Genomic DNA, 18,082 nt, shown 5'->3' with positions numbered 1-18,082 from the left:
GGAGTGTTGGGGTGTCGAGTACTGATGATGAGCAACTGGCCGAGTTCAAGGACTGGTGGCAGCGTAACGGCAAGCCTCTGGTTACCGGCGGTCTGCTGGCTTTAGTGGTGGTGTTCGGCTGGCAAGCCTGGCACAAGTATCAGGCCAACCAGTCCCAGGGCGCCTCGATCCTCTATCAGCAACTGCTGGAAACCACGCTGACGCCTAGCGGCAAGCCCGATCCGGCGCAAGTTGCGGACCTGGCCGGCAAGCTGAAAAACGAATTCGGCGGTAGCACCTACGCCCAATACGGTAGCCTGTTCGTCGCGAAAGTTGCGGTCGACACCGGTAAGCTGGATGACGCTGGCGCAGAACTCAAGGCAATCGCTGACAAGCCAGCCAACCCGACCCTGGGCGAAATCGCACGTCAGCGTCTGGCCCAGGTACTGGCGGCACAAAATAAGGCTGACGAAGCACTCAAACTGCTCGACGGCGATGCGGACAAGGCATTTGTAGCCACTCGCGAAGAGCTCAAGGGCGACCTGTTGGTCCAATTGGGTCGTACCGACGAAGCCAATGCTGCGTATAAAAAAGCCAAGGCGGCGCTGTCTGATGAAGCGGCGGTCGGTGGCTTACAAATCAAGCTGGACGACTTGGCCAAAGGGGATGCGTGACGTGATCCGTTGGAAACATGCAGCATTGCTGGCTCTGGCCGTTCTGGCCGCGGGTTGCAGCAGCAACAGTAAAAAGAACTGCCACCGGCGGAGTTGACCAGTTTCAAGGAAGAAGTGGTCCTGCAAAAGCAGTGGAGCCGCTCCATCGGTGACGGTCAGGGCGAAACCTACAACATGTTGGTACCGGCAATCGACGGTGACAACATTGTGGCCGCTGACGTGACCGGCGTGGTGATCTCCATGGATCGCATGAACGGCGACGTCAAGTGGAAGAAAGACCTCGAGTTGCCAGTGTCCGGCGCCGTAGGCGTGGGTTACGGCCTGGTGATGGTCGGCACGCTGAAAGGTGAGGTCGTAGCCCTGGATTCCAGCACCGGTGAAGAGAAATGGCGCGCTCGCGTGACCAGTGAAGTCCTCGCGCCGCCTGCCACCAACGGCGATATCGTCGTGGTACAAACTCAGGACGACCGTGTCATCGGCCTGGATGCCAGCACCGGCGAACAGCGTTGGTTGTACGACAGCACCCCTGCGGTGTTGACCCTGCGCGGTACCAGTGGTCCGGTTGTGACCAACAATCTGGCCGTTGCAGGCCTGTCGACCGGTAAAGTGGTCGCCCTGGACACCCAGAACGGCGTGCCGGCCTGGGAAACCCGTGTGGCCATCCCGCAAGGTCGTTCGGAACTGGATCGCGTCGTGGACATCGATGGTGGCTTGCTGCTGTCGGGTGAAACCCTTTATGTCGCCACCTACCAGGGCCGCGTTGCCGCGCTGGACCTGCAAAGCGGCCGCGTCAATTGGCAGCGTGATGCTTCCAGCTACGCCGGTGTCGCCCAAGGGTTTGGCAGCGTCTACGTCAGCCTGGCGTCCGGCACCGTTGAAAGTGTCGACGAGCGTTCCACCACTGCATTGTGGAGCAACGACTCCCTGGCTCGCCGTCAGCTGTCGGCACCGGAAGTATTCTCCAGCTACGTGGCGGTCGGCGACTTCGAAGGCTACCTGCACCTGCTGAGCCAGGTGGACGGTCGCTTTGTAGGTCGTGAGCGTATCGACAGCGACGGCCTGCGTGCGCGTCCGCTGGTGGTGGGTAACATGCTTTATGTGTATGGCAACAGCGGCAAGCTGGAAGCCCTGACCATCAAGTAAGAACGATGCTTGGGGTAACACCCAGGCGGCCCTGCTTCGGCGGGGCATGCGGTATCTGACGATGCTGCCCCGAGCACCAGCCGCTGCCTTGCAGCGGCTTTTGTATTTTCTGAAATAACGAAGTGGAGAGCCGCATGGTTCCCGTAATCGCCCTGGTGGGCCGACCTAACGTCGGCAAGTCCACCTTGTTCAACCGCCTGACCAGGACTCGCGACGCCATCGTCGGCGACTTGTCCGGTCTGACCCGTGATCGCCAATACGGTGAGGCAAAGTGGCAAGGGCGCTCCTATATTATTGTCGACACTGGGGGTATCTCCGGTGACGAGCATGGCATGGACGAAAAAATGGCCGAGCAGTCGCTGCTGGCCATTGAAGAAGCCGATGTCGTGTTGTTCCTGGTGGACGCTCGTGCGGGCTACACCGCTGCCGACCAGATGATTGGCGAGCACCTGCGCAAGCGCAACAAGCGTTCCTACTTGATCGCCAACAAGATCGATAACATCGATCCTGAGCAGGCCCGTGCCGAATTCAGCCCGATGGGCCTGGGCGACGCAATCCCTATCGCTGGCGCCCACGGTCGCGGCATCACCCAAATGCTGGAAATTGCCCTGCGCGATTTCCCCAAGGATGACGCTGAGGAAGAGGAAGGCGAGGAAGAGATCGTTGCCGAAGGTGAGGAAGCCAAGCGCATTCCTGGCCCAAGTGAAAAAGACGGCATCAAGATCGCCATCATCGGCCGCCCGAACGTCGGCAAGTCGACCCTGGTCAACCGCATGCTCGGTGAAGACCGCGTCATCGTCTATGACCAGCCCGGCACCACTCGCGACAGCATCTACATCCCGTTTGAGCGTAACGACGAGAAGTACACGCTGATCGACACCGCCGGTGTGCGCAAACGCGGCAAGATCCACGAGGAAGTTGAAAAGTTCTCCGTGGTCAAAACCCTGCAAGCGATCAAAGACGCCAACGTGGTGATCTTTGTGATGGATGCCCGCGAAGGCGTGGTGGACCACGACCTCAACCTGCTGGGGTTTGCCCTGGAAGCCGGTAGGGCGTTGGTAATCGCGATCAACAAGTGGGACGGCATGACGCCGAGCGAGCGCGATTTCGTCAAGATCGAGCTGCAGCGTCGCCTGTTCTTCGTTGAGTTTGCCGATATCCACTTTATCTCGGCCCTGCACGGTACCGGCGTGGGCAACCTCTACGCGTCCGTGCAGAACTCGTTCAAGTCCGCGGTGACCCGCTGGCCGACCAACCGCCTCACCCAGATCCTGGAAGATGCGGTCGGCGAGCACGCGCCGCCGATGGTCAACAACCGCCGGATCAAACTGCGTTACGCCCACCTGGGCGGTGCCAACCCGCCGATTATCGTGATCCACGGTAACCAGATCGAGAAGGTGCCCAAGTCCTACGTGCGTTATTTGGAAAACACCTACCGCCGTGTCTTGAAACTGGTCGGTACGCCGATCCGTATCGAGTTCAAGGGTGGCGAGAACCCATACGAAGGCAACAAGAACACACTGACCGACCGTCAGGTGAACAAGAAGCGTCGTTTGATGACTCACCACAAGAAGGCCGACAAGAAGCGCCGCGATAAGAAATAGCAGCCGTTTCACGTTAAGCGACACGCTGCAAGAGAGGGCTCCCTTGGAGCCCTTTTTTGTGTCCGGTGGTTTGTCGCTTGACCCGCTTGCAGCTTGCAGCTTAAAACTTGTAGCTAACCCGAAGGGGGCTCCCATGATCACCAGCAAGCTGCCGAATGTCGGCACGACTATTTTCACCACCATGTCACAACTCGCCGCCGAAACCGGCGCGCTCAACCTGTCCCAGGGGTTCCCCGACTTCAATGGCCCCCAGGGTTTGCTCGACGCCGTGGGCAAACACGTTGCCAGCGGCCATAACCAATATTCCCCGATGACCGGCCTGCCGGCGTTGCGCCAGCAGGTGGCGGCCAAGATCGCGCGCAGCTACGGCGCCACGGTCAATGCCGACACCGAAGTGACCATCACCCCCGGCGCCACCGCCGCGATTTTCTGTGCGATCCAGGCCGTGATTCGAAGCGGCGACGAAGTCATCGTGTTCGACCCCAGCTATGACAGCTACGAGCCTTCGGTGGAACTGGCCGGGGGCCGGTGCGTGCATGTGCAACTGAGCCTGCCGGGCTTTGCGCTGGACTTCGAGCAGATCCAGGCCGCGCTGTCGCCCCGCACGCGCATGATCATCCTCAACACGCCGCACAACCCCACAGGCGCGCTGATCAGCCGTGCCGAGCTGGACCAACTGGCCGACCTGATCCGCGACCGTGACATCTACCTGGTCAGCGACGAGGTCTACGAACACTTGGTATTCGATGGCGTGCCTCATGTCAGCGTGCTGGCTCACGAAGAGCTGTATCAGCGTGCTTTCGTGGTCAGTTCGTTTGGCAAGACCTACCACGTCACCGGTTGGAAAACCGGCTACGTCGTCGCGCCGCCCGCGCTCACCGCAGAACTGCGCAAGGTGCACCAGTACGTCAATTTCTGCGGCGTGACGCCATTGCAGTTCGCGCTGGCCGACTTCATGGCCGACCACCCGGAACATGTCGACGAACTACCGGCGTTCTACCAGGCCAAGCGCGACCTGTTCTGTGACCTGCTGGCGCCGTCGCGTTTCAGCTTTGCGCGGGTTACCGGTACCTACTTCCAGCTGGTGGATTACTCCCGGATTCGCCCCGACCTGGACGACGTGGCCATGTCGCTGTGGATGACCCGTGAGCACGGCGTGGCCACTATCCCAGTCTCGGTGTTCTACCAGAACCCACCCCAGGGCCAGCGCCTGGTGCGTCTGTGCTTCGCCAAACGCGAGGAGACGCTGCGACAAGCAGCTGAAAAACTATGCGTGATCTGAGTGCACTGCCGAATCTGAATATTGCTTTGATCCAGACCACATTGGCCTGGCACGACCGCCAAGCCAATCTTGATCACTTCGAGTTGCTGCTGGCACAGGCCAAAGGCGCCGATTTGATCGTGCTGCCGGAGATGTTCACGACCGGGTTTTCCATGGCGTCGGCCGCCCTGGCCGAGCCTGAAAACGGTCCGACCCATGTTTGGCTCCAAGCCCAGGCGGCAACGTACAACGCGGTGATCACTGGCAGCGTGATCATCCAGGCCGCCGACGGCAGTCACCGCAACCGCCTGCTGTGGGCACGGCCGGATGGCGAGGTGTTGCACTATGACAAGCGCCATCTGTTCCGTATGGCGGGTGAACACGATCACTACACCCCCGGCGAGCGCCAGGTGCAGGTCGAGTTGAAGGGCTGGCGCATTCGGCCGCTGATTTGCTATGACCTGCGCTTCCCGGTGTGGAGCCGCGATGCCCAGGATACGGACCTGCTGTTGTACACCGCCAACTGGCCGGGCGCGCGGCGTCAGCACTGGAACCGTCTACTGCCGGCGCGGGCGATTGAAAACCTGTGCTATGTGGCGGCGGTGAATCGGGTGGGCACGGACGGCAAAGGCTTTGCCTATACCGGCGACAGCCAGGTGCTGGATTTCCAGGGCGAAACCTTGCTGAGTGCGGGGGAGGCGGATGGGGTGTTCCAGGTGATGCTGGATGCGGCCGAGTTGTCTGCTTATCGCAGCCGATTCCCGGCGAACCTGGATGCCGATAGCTTTCAGTTTGTCTGACAGACCGCTATCGGGGGCAAGCCCCTCCCACACCTTGATTTGTGAATATATTCAAAATGTGGGAGGGGGCTTGAACCCGATGAGGCGCTATCAGGCAACCCAAATCTGAAACTCAATAAAAAGGCCCCTGGATTCTCACCCAGGGGCCTTTTGCATTGCGACGATAGCTTACGCCGCCTTCGCTTCTTGCTGGCTCAACGAACGATTCAGTGCGCTGAACAGCGCCTTGAAGCTGGCGGTGGTGATGTTTTCGTCAATACCCACACCGTGCACCGGGCGTTCGCCATTCACGCGCAGCTCGATATAGGCCGCCGCCTTGGCGTTGGTGCCCGCACCGATCGCATGTTCGTTGTAGTCCATGATCTCCACGCCAATCGGCAAACCGGCCACCAGCGCTTCCAGGGCGCCGTTGCCTTTGCCTTTCCAATGCAGGTTGGTCTCGCCCTGGCCCTTGCCGGAAACTTCCACCTCGACAAAACTGTTGCCGTTCTCTTCCTGCAAGCGATGGCTGACCAGCGCGTACGGGGTGTTGGCTTGCAGGTACTCGCGTTGCAGCAAGGCGTAGATCTGCGGTGCAGTCATTTCCAGGCCCACGCGGTCGGTTTCGGCCTGTACCACCTGGCTGAACTCAATCTGCATGCGACGCGGCAAGCTGATGTCGTATTCCTGCTCCAGCAGGTAGGCGATACCGCCTTTACCCGACTGGCTGTTCACACGAATCACTGCTTCGTAGCTGCGACCGATGTCCGCCGGGTCGATCGGCAAGTACGGCACTTCCCACAGGGCATCGTCTTTCTGCTGGCTGAAACCTTTGCGGATGGCGTCCTGGTGGGAGCCGGAGAACGCGGTGTGCACCAGGTCGCCGACGTACGGGTGACGCGGGTGCACCTGGATCTGGTTGCACTCTTCAACCACTTTGCGCACGCCATCGATGTCGGAGAAATCCAGCTGCGGGTCGAGGCCCTGGGTGTACATGTTCAGTGCCACGGTCACCAGATCGACGTTGCCGGTGCGCTCGCCATTGCCGAACAGGCAGCCTTCGACACGGTCGGCGCCGGCCATCAGGCCCAGCTCGGTGGCGGCTACGCCGGTGCCACGGTCGTTGTGGGTGTGCAAGCTGATGATCACGCTGTCACGACGGTTGATATGGCGACCGAACCACTCGATCTGGTCGGCATAGATATTTGGCGTGGCGCATTCGACAGTGGCCGGCAGGTTGAGGATCATCTTGTGCTCAGGCGTCGGGTTCCACACCTCGATCACTGCATCACAGACTTCCTTGGCGAATTCCAGCTCAGTGGCGCTGAAGGTTTCCGGGGAATACTCGAACGTCCACTGGGTTTCCGGCTGCTGGGCGGCGTATTTGACGAACAGCTTGGCGGCGTTGACCGCGATGGCCTTGATGCCATCCTTGTCCTGGTTGAACACAATACGGCGGAACGACGGCGACGTGGCGTTGTACAAGTGCACGATGGCTTTTTTGGCGCCGCGCAGGGATTCGAACGTACGCGCGATCAAGTCTTCACGGCCCTGGGTCAGCACCTGTATGGTGGTGTCCTCGGGGATGTGGTTGTCTTCGATCAGGGTACGCACGAAGTCAAAGTCGGTTTGCGACGCAGCGGGGAACGAGGCTTCGATTTCCTTCACGCCGACGGCAACCAGGGTCTTCCAGAAGCGCAGCTTTTTCACCGCGTCCATCGGCTCGATCAGCGACTGGTTGCCATCACGCAGGTCGGAACTGCACCAGATCGGCGCGGTGGTGATGGTTTTGGATGGCCAGGTGCGGTCCGGGATGTCGATAGTCGGGAACGCACGGTACTTCGAAGACGGGTCTTTGAGCATGCTCATCGGGAAATCCTTTGTTGTAGGGCCGAGAAAAGGCGGCCTGCCGTAGAACTGTTGTTTGGGGATAAAGCTTGGGGACGAGGCAGATCGATTCAGCCTGGCAGTCGTGCGCTGACGAGGCACAGGCTGCGGTGCTGGCGAAGCTGAATGAGGGTGTGAGAGGTTTTCATAAGCTCAACCCTAACCGTCGGGGTGAAAGATGGCAAGCAGTCGCTAAAAATTGAGAGAAGTTCTTTTATATTCGTGAGAAACGGGATTTTATGGTTTGGAATTGCTTGGAGGCTAGATTAAATTGCGCGTCGGTTATCCAGCGCGCAATCGCTTCATTCAAGGTTGGAACGCCCCGATGAAAATCGCCGGGTCGACCCGCGCATCGTTCAGGCTCACATTCCAGTGCATATGGGGGCCGGTGGCGCGGCCAGTCGCGCCGACCTTGCCCACCACCGTACCGCGTACCAGTTGCTGGCCCACCTTCACGTCGATCTTGGACATATGGCAGAACATGCTGATAAAGCCCTGGCCGTGGTCGACGAATACGGTATTGCCGTTAAAGAAGTAGTTACCCACCAGGATCACCTTGCCGTTCGCCGGGGTCTTGATCGGTGTTCCCGCCGGCACCGCAAAATCCAGTCCCGAATGCGGGTTGCGTTCTTCGCCATTGAAGAACCGGCGCACACCGAACTTGCTCGACAGCGGCCCGTTCACCGGCTTATCCAGCACCAGATTGCTCGGCAGGTTGGGGCTGAAGCTGCGATAGGCCTTGATCTGCACCGCCAGTTCCGCCTCGATGCGCTTGAGTTGCGCGGGGGCCGGGTTGACCTGGCTTTTGTTCTTCAAGGTGATGCGCTGTTCCGGGTATTTCTTGTAGCCGACGATAAACGGCAGGCTGCGCCCGCCACTGCTGATGCGCTCGTTACCCGGCTTGACGCTCAACGGGATGCCGACAACCGCCAGCCAATTGTCCTGCTCCTTGACCACCAGCACCGGTTTGCCCTGATAGCTGGCCTTGGGCGCGCCGGCCGAAGGCCCGAGGTCGACCACTGCAACGCCCCCCGGCACCGGTTTGTTCAAGGTGCGACTGATGTAGCTATCGGCATGCGCGTTAAAGGCCAGGCACAGCAGCAGCAACAAACTTAAGAAACGTGGCATCAATCAATCCAATAACGAAAGGGTGACGGGTGTGAGGTGGTTGTCTTCCACCCGCACTTGCAATTGGCCTTCGCCGAGACGCGCGGTGAGGCGCTGGCCGGTGTGGGTTTGCGCCGCGTTGCGGATGGCCTGGCCCCGTTCATCCAGCAGGATGCTGTAGCCACGGCCCAGGGTTGCCAGCGGGCTGACCACCTGTAGCGTCTGCACCTGGCTTTGCAGTTGCAGGCGCCGTGCCTTGAGGCCTTCGCGCATGGCGCGGGGCAGGCGTTCGGCAAGGCTGTCCAGGCGCTGGCGCAGCAGGGCCAACTGGCGGCCAGGGTGCTGACCGGCAAGGCGGGTTTCCAGGCGGATCAAGCGTTCGCGGCGGGTATTGAGGCTGCGCTCGAATGCTCGGCGCAGGCGCATGTCCAGATCGTCCAAGCGCTGAGCCTGCTGGCGCAGGCGCTCGCCGGGGTGGCGCAGGCGACGCGCCATGCCTTCCAGGCGCAAGCGGTTGTGGGCCAGGCGATTGCGCATCAGCATCACCAGGCGGCGATGCAGGTTTTCCACCTGGCGCACGAGGTGACTGGCGTCCGGCGCCAGCAGTTCAGCGGCGGCAGACGGGGTGGGCGCGCGCACATCCGCCACGAAATCGCTGATGGACACATCGGTTTCATGGCCCACGGCGCTGACGATCGGGGTGACGCAAGCATCCACCGCGCGCGCCACGGCCTCTTCGTTGAAGCACCAGAGGTCTTCCAGCGAGCCGCCGCCACGCGCCAGGATCAGCGCGTCAAAGCCACGCGCATCGGCGAGTTTCAGCGCACGCACAATCTGCGCGATTGCTTCGCGGCCTTGCACGGCCGTCGGGATCAGAGTCAGTTCAATGTTCGGCGCGCGGCGGCGGAACACACTGATGATGTCGCGTATCACCGCACCGGTAGGCGAGCTGATAATGCCGATGCGCCGAGGGTGGGCCGGCAGCGGCACCTTGCGCTCGGCACTGAACAGGCCTTCGGCGCTGAGCTTTTCCTTCAACGCATCGAAGGCCAGGCGCAGTGCGCCGTCACCGGCCGGCTCCACGGTGTCGAGGATCAGTTGGTAATCGCCACGGCCTTCGAACAGCGAGACCTTGCCGCGCACTTTCACCGCCAGGCCATCCTTCAGCGCCTGGCGCACCCGGGCGGCGTTATTGCGAAACAGGGCGCAACGCACCTGCGCACCGCTGTCCTTGAGGGTGAAGTACACGTGGCCGGAGGCCGGGCGGGCGAGGTTGGAGATCTCGCCTTCGACCCAGATATTGGTGAATACGTCTTCCAGCAACACCCGCGCACGGCCGTTGAGTTGGCTGACAGTCAGGACTTCGCGGTCCAGGCCCAGGCGGGCAAAGGGGTCTTTAATCATGGGCGGCAGTTTATAGGCATTCGCGCAAGGTTTGGCAGAATTGCTCCACCAGCGGGCCCGGTGCCTGCTGGCAGGCCAGCGCCACGGTGCTCAGGCAGTCCGGGTCGGCCAGGGGTAAAAAACGCACATTGGCGGGGGCGATGTCCTGCATGGATTCTGGTAACAAGGCTATGCCGAAACCGGCCTGGATCAGTTGCAACTGGGTGGTCTTGCGCGACATGACGCGCGCCGCCTTGGGGAAAAATCCGGCACGCATGCACAGTTCAGCCGACAGATAGCTCAGGCCACCGCGCTGAGGGTGAGGGATCGAGATAAACGCCTCATCCTTGAGTTGCCCCAGTTCGATGGGCTTGTCGGTGTGTGATAACGGGTGATTCGACGGCACCGCCAGCAACACCTGTTCGCTATATAAAGGCAATACGCTCACCCCCTCGCGCTGGCGCAACACCGGCAAGCGCAGCAGGCCGATTTCCAGGCGGCCCTCGGCGATCTCTTCCAACTGGGCTTCGGAGGACAATTTGACGATATTCATCGACACCTCGGGGCAGCGTGCCAGCCAGGTACTGATGCCCTGCAACAAACGACCACTCATCGGCACGGTGCTCGAATGGCTGAGGCGCAGGGTGCCGAGCTGGCCATTGCCGACTTGGGTAGCCAGTTCGCTGGCCTTGAGCAACTCACTCAGCAGGTTGCGCGCCCGTGGGTAAAAGGCTTCGCCGGCGGCGGTCAGGCGCGGTTGGCGCGCGGTGCGCTCGAACAGCGGTGTTTGCAGCTGGGTTTCGAGGGCCTTGATTTGCCGGCTCAGGGCCGATTGCGCCACGAACAGGCGTTCGGCGGCCGTGCTGAAGCTGCCACTGTCGGCGATTTCGACGAAGTAGCGCAGTTGGCGGGTGGAGATCACGCGTCATGCCTTTTCGAGATGGGTAGAGGGCTTTGAAGATATTAGTCGCATCGCTCGTTGATGGCTAAAGTAAAGGCCGTCTCTTTCAAGGAATGACCCATGAGCCCGGTTGAACTGATGAGTCAGTGGTCGTTTGGTGGTACGGATTGGCTGGTAATCGGCCTGGGTGTGGTGGTGGCGTACATCGTGTTCGGTATCGCCGGCTTCGGTACGGCGCTGGTGGCCGGGCCTGTCTTGATTCTGTTCATGCCGCTGTCGAAGATCATCCCGTTGCTGGTATTGCTCGATTTTGTCGCAGCCTTTGGCGGCCTGCTGCAAACACGACGGGATGTGAACAAAGCGGAGCTGCTGCGCCTGTTGCCGTGCATGGCCATCGGTTGCACATTGGGCGTGGTGTTTTTGCTCAACCTGCATTCAGACCTGTTGCTGCTGTTGATGGGGCTGTTTATCACCGCCTATGCCCTTTACACCCTGGCGGTGAAAGCGCGGCCGACGCAATTGGCGGCGGCTTGGTCGATCCCCATGGGCACTGTCGGCGGGTTGTTTGGTGCGCTGTTCGGCAGTGGTGGCTTTTTATATGCGATCTACCTGAACAGCCGCCTGCCCAAGGATGCGGCGCGGGCGACGCAAAGCGCGCTGATCAGTTGCAGCACAGTGGTGCGCCTGAGCTTGTTCCTGATTGCCGGGGTGTACGCTGATTTGCCGCTATTGATGTTGGCGCTGTGCCTGCTGCCGGCGATGGCCGTGGGGTTGTGGTGCGGGCGCAGGTTGACGATGCGCATGTCCCGTGAAGCGTTTGTACGGTTGGTGACATGGCTGGTGCTGGCCAGCGGCATTGCGTTGATCGGGCGGTATTTGAGTACTTGACCTGTGTGGGGCAGGGATTAAGCTGCCTACCCCCGATGGCGTCAGCAGCCACACCGCAGGACTCCCATGAACTCCCAAAGTATCCTTGTTCCGAAAATCTCCACCTTGCCCGTCCATGAACCCCGCGCCCGGGCGATCGTGCGCTGGCTGGTGCGCAAGAACATCATCAAGGAAGAACTGACCACCTGCGGGCGCACCGGCAACCGCATGGCCTACGCCTTGGCTGACGGTGCCCGCGCCGTGGTGCTGTACCCCGAGGCGCTGCCGTTCAATGAACCGGTCAACGGCCTGGAGATCATCTATAAGCGTTGCATCTATACGCCGGCCAAGGGCTTTCTCGAAGAGGCCGGCTGCCCGGAGTGCCGCAAGGAAGTGGGTGAAGCGCTGTTCGAAAGCCTGGAAGACTGGATGCCCGGCCACACCGATAACTTCACCTGCCCGCTGTGTGGGCATGAAGATGACATCAACGGCTTCCTGTTCCTGCAGGAGTGCGGGTTTTCCAACCTGGGATTTATCTTCAACAACTGGGCGGAGGCCGGTTTCAAGCAGAGCTTTATCGACGAATTTGCCGATTGGCTGGACCAGAAGATCAGCTGGGTCAAAGTCGAGCTTTAATCCATCTATCAGTATTACCAAGTTTGTCAGAGTTTTACATTGAGCCCGACAGGGTGCATGTATATAATGGCGCGCTTCCATTTTCCCGCTCGGGAGCCCCCGCGATGCTGCGTATCAGCCAAGAAGCTCTGACATTCGACGACATTCTCCTAGTGCCCGGTTATTCCGAGGTGCTTCCTAACGAAGTCAGTCTCAAGACCCGCCTAACCCGTGGCATCGAGCTGAATATTCCCCTGGTTTCCGCTGCGATGGACACCGTTACCGAAGCCCGCCTGGCCATTGCCATGGCGCAGGAAGGCGGTATCGGGATCATCCACAAGAACATGACCATCGAGCAGCAAGCTGCCGAAGTGCGCAAGGTCAAGCGGTACGAAGCCGGTGTGGTGAAAGATCCGATCACCATCGAGGCCGACGCCACTGTGCGTGACCTGTTCGACCTGACCCGCCTGCACAACATCTCCGGTGTTCCCGTGCTGCACGATGGCGACCTGGTCGGCATCGTCACTTCCCGTGACGTGCGTTTCGAAAACCGTCTTGAAGTCACCGTCCGCGAAGTGATGACGCCCAAAGAGCGTCTGGTCACTGTCAAGGAAGGCGCCGACAAGAACGATGTGCGTGAACTGCTGCACAAGCACCGCATCGAGCGCGTGCTGATCGTCGACGACAAATTCGCCCTCAAAGGCATGATGACTGTCAACGACATCGAAAAAGCCAAGGCTTACCCGCTGGCCAGCAAGGATGACCAAGGTCGCCTGCGCGTGGGTGCTGCCGTCGGTACCGGTAAAGACACTGGTGACCGCGTTGCCGCGCTGGTTGCCGCCGGTGTGGACGTGGTAGTGGTCGACACTGCCCACGGCCATTCCAAAGGCGTGATCGACCGCGTGCGCTGGGTCAAGCAGAACTTCCCAGAGGTGCAGGTGATCGGCGGTAACATCGCCACCGGCGCTGCCGCCAAGGCCCTGGCCGAAGCCGGCGCCGATGCAGTCAAGGTCGGTATCGGCCCAGGCTCGATCTGCACCACGCGTATCGTCGCCGGTGTAGGCGTGCCGCAAATCAGCGCCATCGCCAACGTCGCCGCAGCCCTTGAGGGCACTGGCGTGCCATTGATCGCCGACGGCGGCATCCGTTTCTCCGGTGACCTGTCCAAGGCCATCGTGGCCGGTGCTTCCTGCGTGATGATGGGCTCGATGTTCGCCGGTACCGAAGAGGCGCCGGGCGAGATCGAACTGTTCCAGGGCCGTTCGTACAAGGCTTACCGTGGCATGGGTTCGCTGGGCGCCATGTCCCAGGCCCAAGGCTCGTCCGACCGTTACTTCCAGGACTCCTCGGCAGGCGCCGAGAAGCTCGTACCGGAAGGCATCGAGGGCCGTGTGCCGTACAAGGGCACCCTGAGCGCCATCATCCATCAACTGATGGGCGGCCTGCGTTCTTCGATGGGTTACACCGGCAGCGCCAACATCGAAGAAATGCGCACCAAGCCAGAGTTCGTACGGATCACCGGCGCCGGCATGGCTGAATCCCATGTCCACGACGTGCAGATCACCAAGGAAGCGCCAAACTACCGCGTAGGTTGAGGCTTCCAGCAAAATGTTAAGTAACCGGGGCTGTTCTTCAGCCCCGAGTTGTTTCTGATTCATTAGACGAGACTGACTTCATGGCCCTCGACATTCACGCCCACCGCATCCTGATCCTCGACTTCGGTTCCCAGTACACCCAGCTGATCGCTCGCCGCGTGCGTGAAATCGGTGTGTACTGCGAACTGCATCCGTTCGACATGGATGACGAAGCGATCCGCGAATTCGCACCTAAAGGCGTCATCCTCGCCGGTGGCCCCGAGTCCGTGCACGAAGCCAACAGCCCGCGTTGCCCGCAAGCCGTATTCGACCTGGGCGTACCGGTGTTCGGCATCTGCTACGGCATGCAGACCATGGCCGAGCAACTGGGCGGCAAGGTCGAAGGCTCCGAACTGCGTGAATTCGGTTATGCCCGTGTCGACGTGGTCGGCAAGAGCCGCCTGCTGGACGGCATCGAAGACCACATCGACGCCGACGGCCTGTTCGGCCTCGACGTGTGGATGAGCCACGGTGACAAGGTCACCAAAATGCCGGAAGACTTCCACATCCTGGCCAGCACCCCGAGCTGCCCGATCGCCGGCATGTTCAGCGACGAGCGTCGTTACTACGGCGTGCAGTTCCACCCGGAAGTGACCCATACCAAGCAAGGCGGCCGCATCCTGTCGCGTTTCATTCTCGACATTTGCGAGTGTGAAGCCCTGTGGACCCCGTCGAAGATCGCTGAAGACGCCATCGCCCAAGTACGCGCCCAGGTCGGCACCGACAACGTATTGCTCGGCCTGTCCGGCGGCGTTGACTCCTCCGTGGTTGCCGCGCTGCTGCACAAAGCCATCGGCGACCAACTGACCTGCGTATTCGTCGACAACGGCCTGTTGCGCCTGCACGAAGGTGAGCAAGTGATGGCCATGTTCGCCGAGAACATGGGCGTCAAGGTGATTCGCGCCAACGCCGAGGACCAGTTCCTCAACAACCTGGCTGGCGAGTCCGACCCGGAGAAGAAGCGCAAAATCATCGGCCGCACCTTCATCGACGTATTCGATGCCCAGTCCAACAAACTGGACAACATCAAATACCTCGCCCAGGGCACCATCTACCCTGACGTGATCGAGTCGGCCGGCGCCAAGAGCGGCAAGGCCCACGTGATCAAGTCCCACCACAACGTGGGCGGCCTGCCTGAGGAAATGAACCTCAAGCTGGTAGAACCGCTGCGCGAACTGTTCAAGGACGAAGTCCGCCGCCTTGGCCTGGAACTGGGCCTGCCGTATGACATGGTCTACCGCCACCCATTCCCGGGCCCTGGCCTGGGCGTGCGCATCCTGGGTGAAGTGAAGAAGGAATACGCCGACCTGCTGCGTCGCGCTGACCACATCTTCATCGAAGAACTGCGCAAGGCCGACTGGTACCACAAAGTCAGCCAGGCGTTCGTGGTGTTCCAGCCAGTGAAGTCCGTTGGCGTTGTAGGCGATGGTCGTCGTTACGCGTGGGTCGTGGCCCTGCGTGCGGTGGAAACCATCGACTTCATGACCGCGCGCTGGGCGCACCTGCCGTATGAACTGCTGGAGACGGTCAGCGGCCGGATCATCAATGAGATCGAAGGTATTTCGCGCGTGACGTATGACGTGTCGAGCAAGCCGCCGGCGACGATTGAGTGGGAATGATTCTGTCTCGACCCTGCCAACGGGTGCAGCGCTAGGTTCTCAATAGCGCTGTAAGGGGGTTATCCAATGCCAGTCAGTCACGCTGACTGGCATTTTTGTTTCTGGATAAAAACCCTTGAGCGGTAAAGGCTGGCGTAGGTATTAGAGAAACTTTTGCGGAGCAGGGTTTCCCGCCGCCGGAATGGCACAGATTGTCACCGTCGCGCCACATCCGAAAAATAAAACTTATCCAACGTATGCCGCGACTCGGTGTACTCGAATTGCCGTCCATCCTGCAAAAACGTCTGGTTACTCACCACGATCACATGACTTTGCCCTTCAAGGTCCAGGTGCGCCTGGTCGTCCTTGCTGCGGGGCAGGGCTTCGATGGTGCGTTGGGCGTAGCTGATTTGCAGTTGCAAGGTTTGCTCGATAAACGCGTAGATCGACTGTTCGGCAATCGTCTGGTCCAGCCCTGGGATCAGGTCGGCGACGAAGTGGTTGATGTCAAGGATCACCCGTTTGCCGCCGATGCGTCGTACGCGTTTGATGCGCGTGATGAGGGTGCCGGGTTCGGCCTCGATGTGTTGCAGCAGCGAACCTTCCAGTGGGAGTTGGGTGAACTCCACCACTTCGGTGTGTACGTCATCGCCCAGGTCGGCGTGGGTTTCGTGGAAGCTGACGATGCCGCCCAGTTGAAATTCGATCGGGTTGGGGGACAGCACGAAGGTGCCTTTACCGTGGATCTTTTGCGCAAAACCACGCTCCTGCAACTGCTCGATGGCCCGGCGTACGGTGCCTCGGCTCGCCTGGTAGGTGTCCATCAGTTCGGTTTCGGAGGGAAGGCGCGTGCCACGCTGCAGGCGTTCAGTGGTGATGCTGGCAAGCAGATCCGTATAGATCTGGTTGTATTTGCTCATGGGGATGGCTCTGTGCCCGACTTTGGTGAAGGTGGTTGCGCGTTCAGGCAGGAACCTTAGTGGTGCCGCTCGCGTTTGTCCATTAGACCCACGCATATCGATCAGCCTGCGAAACGCAGAATTTCAAACTCGTACAGACGAGTTGTTGCTTTAACTCGTACAGACGAGTACTTTTGCTCTCGGCGTGCTGCCAATGACTGCCCTCAAATAAAAAAATCAAAGTGGAAACCAAGCATGAGCCACGACTATTCGAACATTGCCCGCGAGATCCTCGGAAACCTCGGGGGCCGCGACAACCTTGAGCAAGCCGCCCACTGCGTGACCCGCCTGCGCCTGGCGCTCAAGGACCCGGGCCTGGTCAATAACAGCGCGTTGAACCAGGTTGATCTGGTCAAAGGTTCGTTCTTCACCGGCGGCCTGTTCCAAGTGGTGATCGGCCCTGGCGAGGTGGAAAAGGTCTACGCCGCCCTGCGCGAACAGACCGGCCTGGCGGCGTCCACCATTGCCGACGTCAAGAAAGCCGGTGGCGACAAGACCAACCCCATGCAGCGTCTGGTGCGGGTGTTTTCCGACGTGTTCATGCCGATCCTGCCCGCGCTGATCATTGCCGGCCTGCTGATGGGCATCAACAACCTGATGGGTGCCAAGGGCATGTTCATCGAAGGCAAGACGTTGCTGGAGGCCTACCCGAACCTGGATGGCCTGTGGAGCCTGATCAACCTGATGGCCAACACCTCGTTCGTGTTCCTCCCGGCGCTGGTGGGCTGGTCGGCGGCCAAGCGCTTTGGCGGCAGTGAAATCCTCGGCATCGTGCTCGGCCTGATGCTGGTACACCCCGACCTGCTCAACGCCTGGAACTACGGCAAGGCAGTGGCTGGGCTCGACGGCCAGAGCCTGCCGTACTTCGATATTTTCGGCTGGTTCAAGATCGAAAAAGTCGGCTACCAGGGCCAGATTCTGCCGATCCTGATGGCCGCCTATGTGATGAGCGTGATCGAGAAATGGCTGCGCGCCCGGGTGCCGAATGCCATTCAACTGCTCGTCGTGCCGATCACGACCATCGTCGTCACCGGCGTGCTGGCGCTGGCGATCATCGGCCCGGTGACCCGCCATCTCGGCATCCTGATCACCGAAGGCGTGGTCACCTTGTTCGATTTGGCGCCGATGGTGGGCGGGGCGATTTTCGGCCTGCTGTACGCGCCGCTGGTGATCACCGGCATGCACCACATGTTCCTGGCCGTGGACCTGCAATTGATCTCCACCCAGGGCGGCACTTTTATCTGGCCGATGATCGTGATGTCCAACCTGGCCCAAGGCAGCGCCGCGCTTGCGGTGTTCTACATGACCCGCAACGCGCGGGACAAAAGCATGGCCTCCACGTCAGCAATCTCCGCTTATTTCGGCATCACTGAGCCGGCGATGTTCGGGGTAAACCTGCGCTTCAAGTTCCCGTTTTATGCGGCCCTGGTGGGCTCGGCACTGGGCAGCATTTTCCTGTCGCTGAACAAGGTGCAGGCCTCGGCCATCGGCGTGGGTGGCTTGCCAGGGTTTATCTCGATCGTGCCGGGTGCCATCCCGATGTTCGTGATCGGCATGGTGGTGGCGATGGTCGTGCCGTTTGCGCTGACGTGCATGTTGAGCATGAAGATCGTGCGGCCTGGGTATCGGGTTGCCTGATCTACCGCCATTGGGGCGAGCCCCCTCTCACAGGTTGGAATGCATTTCAAAAC

The 18,082-nt window shown here is 60.4% G+C and carries 14 protein-coding genes and 1 pseudogene; 10 read left to right on the top strand and 5 right to left on the bottom strand.

Annotated features, from left to right (window positions below; translation table 11 throughout):
• The first annotated feature begins 11 nt into the window (after positions 1-11).
• From AB4O25_RS13485 to AB4O25_RS13465, 5 genes and pseudogenes are all read left to right on the top strand, one after another.
• The gene (locus AB4O25_RS13485; protein WP_017530012.1) at positions 12-653 is read left to right on the top strand and encodes a YfgM family protein; all 642 of its coding nucleotides are present in this window, start codon (positions 12-14) and stop codon (positions 651-653) included.
• Positions 646-1,796, top strand: a pseudogene (bamB, locus tag AB4O25_RS13480) (outer membrane protein assembly factor BamB). The gene AB4O25_RS13485 and the pseudogene bamB overlap by 8 nt, the downstream one beginning before the upstream one ends.
• Before the next feature lie 134 nt (positions 1,797-1,930).
• Positions 1,931-3,400, top strand: a complete 1,470-nt coding sequence (der, locus tag AB4O25_RS13475) for a ribosome biogenesis GTPase Der (RefSeq protein WP_017530010.1) — start codon at positions 1,931-1,933, stop codon at positions 3,398-3,400.
• A 133-nt stretch (positions 3,401-3,533) separates the two neighbouring features.
• Entirely contained in the window at positions 3,534-4,682 is a 1,149-nt protein-coding gene (locus tag AB4O25_RS13470) for a pyridoxal phosphate-dependent aminotransferase (protein WP_017530009.1), read from the top strand.
• A complete protein-coding gene (locus tag AB4O25_RS13465) occupies positions 4,670-5,461 on the top strand; it encodes an amidohydrolase (RefSeq protein ID WP_068936957.1) in 792 nt (263 codons plus the stop codon). The genes AB4O25_RS13470 and AB4O25_RS13465 overlap by 13 nt, the downstream gene beginning before the upstream one ends.
• A gap of 168 nt (positions 5,462-5,629) precedes the next feature.
• On the opposite strand, the gene leuA is transcribed toward AB4O25_RS13465, so the two are convergent.
• The 4 genes from leuA to AB4O25_RS13445 form a co-directional block, all read right to left on the bottom strand.
• Positions 5,630-7,309 carry a 2-isopropylmalate synthase gene (gene leuA / locus AB4O25_RS13460; protein ID WP_017530007.1) on the bottom strand — a complete coding sequence of 560 codons (1,680 nt, stop codon included), beginning with the start codon at positions 7,307-7,309 and terminating at the stop codon, positions 5,630-5,632.
• Positions 7,310-7,633: 324 nt separating this feature from the next.
• Positions 7,634-8,455 (bottom strand): peptidoglycan DD-metalloendopeptidase family protein, encoded by an 822-nt coding sequence (locus AB4O25_RS13455; protein ID WP_460150927.1) that lies wholly within the window; start codon positions 8,453-8,455, stop codon positions 7,634-7,636.
• A gap of 3 nt (positions 8,456-8,458) precedes the next feature.
• Positions 8,459-9,838, bottom strand: a complete 1,380-nt coding sequence (gene xseA, locus AB4O25_RS13450) for an exodeoxyribonuclease VII large subunit (protein ID WP_017530005.1) — start codon at positions 9,836-9,838, stop codon at positions 8,459-8,461.
• Positions 9,839-9,848: 10 nt separating this feature from the next.
• Positions 9,849-10,739 (bottom strand): LysR family transcriptional regulator, encoded by an 891-nt coding sequence (locus AB4O25_RS13445; RefSeq protein WP_065876682.1) that lies wholly within the window; start codon positions 10,737-10,739, stop codon positions 9,849-9,851.
• A gap of 99 nt (positions 10,740-10,838) precedes the next feature.
• On the opposite strand from AB4O25_RS13445, the gene AB4O25_RS13440 reads away from it, so the two are divergent.
• From AB4O25_RS13440 to guaA, 4 genes are all read left to right on the top strand, one after another.
• Positions 10,839-11,606, top strand: coding sequence for a sulfite exporter TauE/SafE family protein (locus AB4O25_RS13440; protein ID WP_017530003.1), 768 nt, complete (start codon positions 10,839-10,841; stop codon positions 11,604-11,606).
• Positions 11,607-11,672: 66 nt separating this feature from the next.
• The gene (locus tag AB4O25_RS13435) at positions 11,673-12,221 is read left to right on the top strand and encodes a hypothetical protein (RefSeq protein WP_017530002.1); all 549 of its coding nucleotides are present in this window, start codon (positions 11,673-11,675) and stop codon (positions 12,219-12,221) included.
• Between the two features lie 104 nt (positions 12,222-12,325).
• Positions 12,326-13,795: an IMP dehydrogenase gene (guaB, locus tag AB4O25_RS13430; RefSeq protein WP_017530001.1), complete on the top strand. Its 1,470-nt coding sequence runs from the start codon at positions 12,326-12,328 to the stop codon at positions 13,793-13,795.
• 80 nt (positions 13,796-13,875) lie between these two features.
• Positions 13,876-15,453: a glutamine-hydrolyzing GMP synthase gene (gene guaA / locus AB4O25_RS13425; RefSeq protein ID WP_015885725.1), complete on the top strand. Its 1,578-nt coding sequence runs from the start codon at positions 13,876-13,878 to the stop codon at positions 15,451-15,453.
• 194 nt (positions 15,454-15,647) lie between these two features.
• Here the strand turns inward: guaA and treR are convergent, their stop codons facing one another.
• On the bottom strand, positions 15,648-16,352 hold the full coding sequence (gene treR, locus AB4O25_RS13420) for a trehalose operon repressor (protein WP_017529999.1): 705 nt from the start codon (positions 16,350-16,352) through the stop codon (positions 15,648-15,650).
• Between the two features lie 234 nt (positions 16,353-16,586).
• On the opposite strand from treR, the gene treP reads away from it, so the two are divergent.
• Complete coding sequence (gene treP / locus AB4O25_RS13415) at positions 16,587-18,029, top strand: PTS system trehalose-specific EIIBC component (protein WP_017529998.1); 1,443 nt, start codon at positions 16,587-16,589, stop codon at positions 18,027-18,029.
• Positions 18,030-18,082: the final 53 nt, after the last annotated feature.

Source organism: Pseudomonas sp. S3_A03 (assembly GCF_054668275.1).
Note: the sequence above shows the minus strand (reverse complement) of the source record. Positions and strands in the feature narration are given on the sequence as shown.